Below are 3,872 nucleotides of genomic sequence, written 5' to 3'. Positions count from 1 at the left end.
CAACGTGATGGCCGCCGCCTGGTCGACGCCGGTGGAATTTATCCCGGCGCGTATCGCTATCGTGGTGGATAAAGGCGCCTGGTCGCGCGACATCATCGAGCAAAACCAGGCGTTCGGCATCTGCATTCCCACGGCGGCGATCGCCGATCTTACCTGGGCGGTCGGCAGCGTCTCCGGGCGCGAAGAAGATAAATTCGCGCGCTACGGTATCGAAGCGCTGAGCGGCCCTGAGCTGGGCCTGCCGGTTATCGAACAGGGCTGCGCCGCCTGGCTGGAGTGCCGTCTGCTGCCGGAAACCGAGGCGCAGCAGCGGTACGATACGCTGTTCGGCGAGGTGGTCTCCGCCGCCGCCGATGCGCGCGTGTTTAGCGAAGGACGCTGGCTTTTTTCCCCGGAGTGCCCTGAAAGCCATACGCTGCATCACCTGGGCGCTGGCACCTTCGTCACCAGCGGCCCGCTGGTGCAGGCGAAACCGCTTGATGAGGTTGGCCAGCGCAGGCCAACCGCTTAGATTGCTCAGAAACGCCAGGCGGCGGAGAGGTTGCCGCTGACCGCATGATAACCGGCACCGCGCAGTTCGCTGTCAACGCCCGCGCCCAGCGTCAGTTTCGGATTCACCTGCCAGTTTACGCCCGCTTTAATGCCAAGCGCATCGCGCATTGCGGGCTGGTTTTTGCTGCTGAACGCCGCTTTGTTATAAGAAGCAAAATGAGCGTTTTGCGTTGCGGTGCCTGAAAGCAGTTCCCGATCCCAGCTGAGCTGTAGCGTTGTGCTAACGGCGCCGCCAGCGGCAAGAGGTTGCTGCCAGCTTGCGCCTGCACCAAGGCTGGAGCGCAGAGAGTCAAAACTGCTGGCATCCAGACGCAGGCGGCTGGCGTCGCTACCCGATTCGGTTACGTCCGGCCGATAAAACCTGGTGTAACTGAGCGAAGCGATCGGGCCGAACATCAGTCGATCGTTTAACGCGAAGCGATAGCCTCCGCCGGCAGTCAGCGCGCCACTCCAGCCCGTCCAGCGGGCGCGGTGACTGACGTTAAAATCGTCTGTGCCGATGCGGCGGGTCATGTCGCTCTCTTCCACGCCGATACGCCCGTTGCCGAACAGATAACTCCCCTTCTGCGCCCCGGCGTTATAGCGCGCCTGTACCCCTAAATCAAAAGAGGTGGTTGTTCCGCGTCCATTTTCCGGCGCGTTTACCGTCACCGACTGATGACCAACGGCGCCATGAAAGCCCCATAACCAGTCGCGATAGCGTTCGCTGCGTTTTTCGGCTCCGGCGACCGTGCCATAGCTGCTCAGCTGGTAGCCCAGCCGCGATCCGGCGCGCTGCTGCTGAAACCCGCCGCCGAATGGGTGAGCGAAGCCGTGCCAGCCGTCGTCCTGTGGCGCCTGTGCCGCAAAAGACGTGTTAATCCGCTGCGCAATCTGCCGCTCGCGGTAGAGCGAGCCAGCAAAGGACGCGCTGTAGGCGGCGGGAGAGAGTTGATGCAGCGTGCTATCGATCTCTTTACCGTCCGGCGAGGAGAAGTCCAGCGCGCGGTAAAGCGGCTGGATATCCGAGCCTACCGCCGTTACGATGCGGTCCAACGCGCGTCCCACCTGCTGTGCATTGCCGTCACTGCCATAACGGCTGTAGGCGTCGGCGGCGCGGCGCATGGTCAACTGCCAGCGTCCCGCTTCGACCGGCTGGGCTGTCAATGTCAACGTCGGTGAATCAAGCAGCCCGGCAACCTCGCTAAATTCGCCGCTGTACGATGCGGCGTTGAACAGCGTCTGCGAATCAAGCTGCCAGTCGGATGCATACCAGTCGCGCTGAGGGACAAATGACAGCTTTCCGGCCAGTTCGGCGTCGCCGTTAACCGTAAGCGTGTCATGCCCGCCGCGCGCGTTAAACTCCAGCTGTAATTCTCCACTCTCGCCCTGCTGATAATCGCCGTTAATGGTTACCGTTCCCAACGAATTGCCCGGCGTCAGCAATCCATTATTAACGAAGCTCCCCTGAGCGTTGAGGGTGTAATCACCGTTGCCTGCGAGCGTGGCGCCCGGCGCAATAGCCAGACTGTAGATTTCGTGACTGCCGTTCAGGGAGGTCACGCCGCCCTCAAGCTGTAGCGCAAGGTTGTTGATGCCGGTGATATTCCCCCGGTAGCCCAGGCGAAAAGCGGGATCGGCCTGTTCTGTCGCGCGCCCCTGATCATCAGCCAGCCGGCCGAAAGTCAGCTGCGTAAGCCGCTGTTGGCCATCTTCAGCTTGCTCTGCGTAATCGGAATAAATATTTCCCGCCAGCGTTGCACCGCGTAACAAATTAATCTGGTTCACCAACGCATTCTGCGAAATATAAATTGCTGCGCCTTTTCCTATTACGCGCCCGCTAATATCAACGTTATTAACCAGTGCGCCGCTTAGCTCAGGTAATACATCATCATAATAACCTTCTACATAATGAATCCAGGAACCGCGATATTCTTTTTCGTCGCCCAGCAGATTATTGCCGAAATCGAAATTAAGCGCGATACCATAATCTCCGTTAGCCTGTATATCGCCGCGCTGAATAAGGTTATGATCTTTTCCATAGGCAAATATAATGCCGCGACCATTCAGCCCGTCAGCATAAATACGTGTGCCCGGCTCAATAATCAGGGTGTTATTTTGTCCGTCGACGCGAATACCGGCGCCGCCATCGCCTTTGGTTAACAGATCCGCCTGCTGGGAGATGCGGTTATTACTGCCATAAACATGCAGTCCCATCCCCAACAGCGCCGTATTATATTGGCCAGGCAAGTAGGCGTCGCCCTGCGCATTGCGCTGGAAATAACCGTGACGGTTAACCAGCGTTTGTCCGTCACCGTAGACGGAAAAGCCGAAAAAATTACGCCGATCAATGTGATAGCCCAGGTCCTGGAGGATTGCCAACTCCGCTTCCATGAAGGTGGTGTAATTGCGGTAGTCCTGGTGGCTCATCAGGCTGTTTTTCAGTTCGCTATGACTCATGTAGTTATCGTCAAGGGTGCCATCATCACTCAGCATTCTTACCGGAACACCGGGCAGCGCGCCCGCCAGCACCTCCTTAACATGCTCGCCGGCGAAGTAGCCTTTATCCTTGCGCACGTCAAAACCCTGCGCATCCGGGGAGTTATCGCAATCATCGCACAGAACAATCTGGCCGGGATGCGCGGGATTACCGTTATCGTCGCGCAGATGAGCATCCCACTGCGTCAGTGGAAAATCAGCGTCGAATCCCGGTGTGCCTTCGCCATTTTGATCGGAGATCAGCCCGCCAATGCCCAGTCCATGCGCCAGTTCATGCAGCGCAACACTGTTCAGGTCAGCGTTGCCGGTGCGCGGTATCTGTGCGGGCAAATAGTTTTCGTTATCGAAATCCAGCTTTCCAAGCGCAAACTGCCCATGCGAGCCAAAGGTTAATTCACCCGGTTTCTCGCCTTGCAGCGCCATCGCCAGCATGTTAATCAGTGAGCCGTCTTTAGCTACGGGTTCACTGTTGCCTACGGCATTTTCCTCGTCAAAAGTGCCGACGTTAATAATCGCGGGAAGCGCCCCCGGCTGGGGTGTAATCACCTGCGCCCAGTAGCGTAATGCCTGTAAGATTTTATCTTTTTGCTGTTGATCCAGGCTCCAGGTTGAGGTCAATGGCTGTGATTGTTCAGTTTCCCCCGACATAAAGGGACCATCCCCTGGTTCGAAAAAACGTACCTGAAAAACCGGATTATTTTGTGCGCCATAAACGATGTTATTTTCCATGGCGTAAAGTGGCTGGGTTAAATATAAGGCGGCCAGCATAGTGGCAATGGCTGTTTTTTGCATAAGTATCATCCCTGTGGGCGAAGAGAGTGAAAGGCTCCGCCCGTTATCCG

Annotated in this window: 2 protein-coding genes; one reads left to right on the top strand and one right to left on the bottom strand. The window is 57.4% G+C overall.

Annotation, left to right across the window (positions count from 1 at the left end; translation table 11 throughout):
- Positions 1–511 (top strand): flavin reductase family protein (locus tag MYY08_RS04135; RefSeq protein WP_288013368.1); only part of this gene is annotated, 511 nt, incomplete at its 5' end.
- Positions 512–516: 5 nt separating this feature from the next.
- Here the strand turns inward: MYY08_RS04135 and MYY08_RS04130 are convergent.
- Positions 517–3,678: an autotransporter outer membrane beta-barrel domain-containing protein gene (locus tag MYY08_RS04130; protein WP_306552662.1), complete on the bottom strand. Its 3,162-nt coding sequence runs from the start codon at positions 3,676–3,678 to the stop codon at positions 517–519.
- Between the last annotated feature and the right edge of the window lie 194 nt (positions 3,679–3,872).

It is taken from the genome of Mixta sp. (assembly GCF_024610815.1).
GTDB lineage: Bacteria > Pseudomonadota > Gammaproteobacteria > Enterobacterales > Enterobacteriaceae > Mixta > Mixta calida.
The sequence above is the reverse complement of the archived record's forward strand: the minus strand, read 5'-3'. Positions and strand labels throughout refer to the sequence as shown.

Bases quoted from the DNA above. Each gene is read 5' to 3' on its own strand.
- MYY08_RS04130 (WP_306552662.1), bottom strand. From the start codon at position 3,678: ATGTCGGGGGAAACTGAACAATCACAGCCATTGACCTCAACCTGGAGC.